This is a genomic window from Salipaludibacillus neizhouensis, assembly GCF_002886185.1.
GTDB lineage: Bacteria > Bacillota > Bacilli > Bacillales > Salisediminibacteriaceae > Salipaludibacillus > Salipaludibacillus neizhouensis.
Genome location: NZ_NJAW01000043.1, coordinates 1 through 955 on the forward strand (window position 1 = coordinate 1; position 955 = coordinate 955).

Below are 955 nucleotides of genomic sequence, written 5' to 3' on the forward strand. Positions count from 1 at the left end.
ATTGTTCTTAGAAGTGGTCTGAAATCCTGCGAATAAGCGAGCATTTGTGAGTAAATAGAATCTAACTGAGGGAGTTTAAGTGAAAAGTTTCACAAAATCTTATATTTCCTAGTATCATGTTAACATAAATTTTCCAATTATCACTTTTATTTGTAATAATTTTCGGATAAAAAATCACACTGATCCTCGACAATCTGACCCTATACACAAAGAAAGGACACAATTCTTATTACAGAATTGCGCCTGTTTGCGAAGTAAGCTTCATTTATAAATTCTTCTTTATAACTATCCTATTATTGTTTATTTGATAACCATTCTTTTTGTAAAAAGCTTCTGCTAGTCCACCATTAGAAGTCAATAGATAAAGACTTTTAGTATCTCTATTTTTTAATTCAGTCTCCAAGAGTTGAAGCAATTTAGTGCCATAACCTTTACCTTGAATTTCATTACTTACACAAAGTTCTGCTAAATAATATGTTAATCCTTGGTGGGATTTCTTATTATTCCCTGCAATAAAACCAACTAATTTATCCTCAATATAAAGTGAATAACCAAAGAATTTAGGTGTATTGATTAAATCAAAAAGTCTTTCTTTGGCAATTTCATAACTCCAAGTTTCATCCCAAGGCTCACTATTGAAAACTTTCATATATAATTCGATAGACTGTTCCAATTTATCAAATGTCATTAGTTCAATTCTTTCTGTCATTTATTAACCTCTCCCTTCTGATACCGATATCTCTCATTCTTCACTCATTCACACTGAGCGAGTTTAAGTGAAAACTTCACAAACTATTATATTTTCTAGTATCATGTTAACATAAATTTTCCAATTTTAGAGAACCTACTTGTTCGACAATCTGGCCCTATAAACAATCGAGTAGGAGGGGGTATTAACCCCCGACCTCTCACACCACCGTACGTACGGTTCCGTATACGGCGGTTCAATAGTTTG

The 955-nt window shown here is 32.5% G+C and carries 1 protein-coding gene; it reads right to left on the bottom strand.

From position 1 onward, the window contains the following. Window positions 1–265: 265 nt before the first annotated feature. Window positions 266–709 carry a GNAT family N-acetyltransferase gene (locus CEF18_RS25630; protein ID WP_110939329.1) on the bottom strand — a complete coding sequence of 148 codons (444 nt, stop codon included), beginning with the start codon at window positions 707–709 and terminating at the stop codon, window positions 266–268. Between the last annotated feature and the right edge of the window lie 246 nt (window positions 710–955).

Bases quoted from the DNA above. Each gene is read 5' to 3' on its own strand.
- CEF18_RS25630 (WP_110939329.1), bottom strand. From the start codon at position 709: ATGACAGAAAGAATTGAACTAATGACATTTGATAAATTGGAACAGTCT.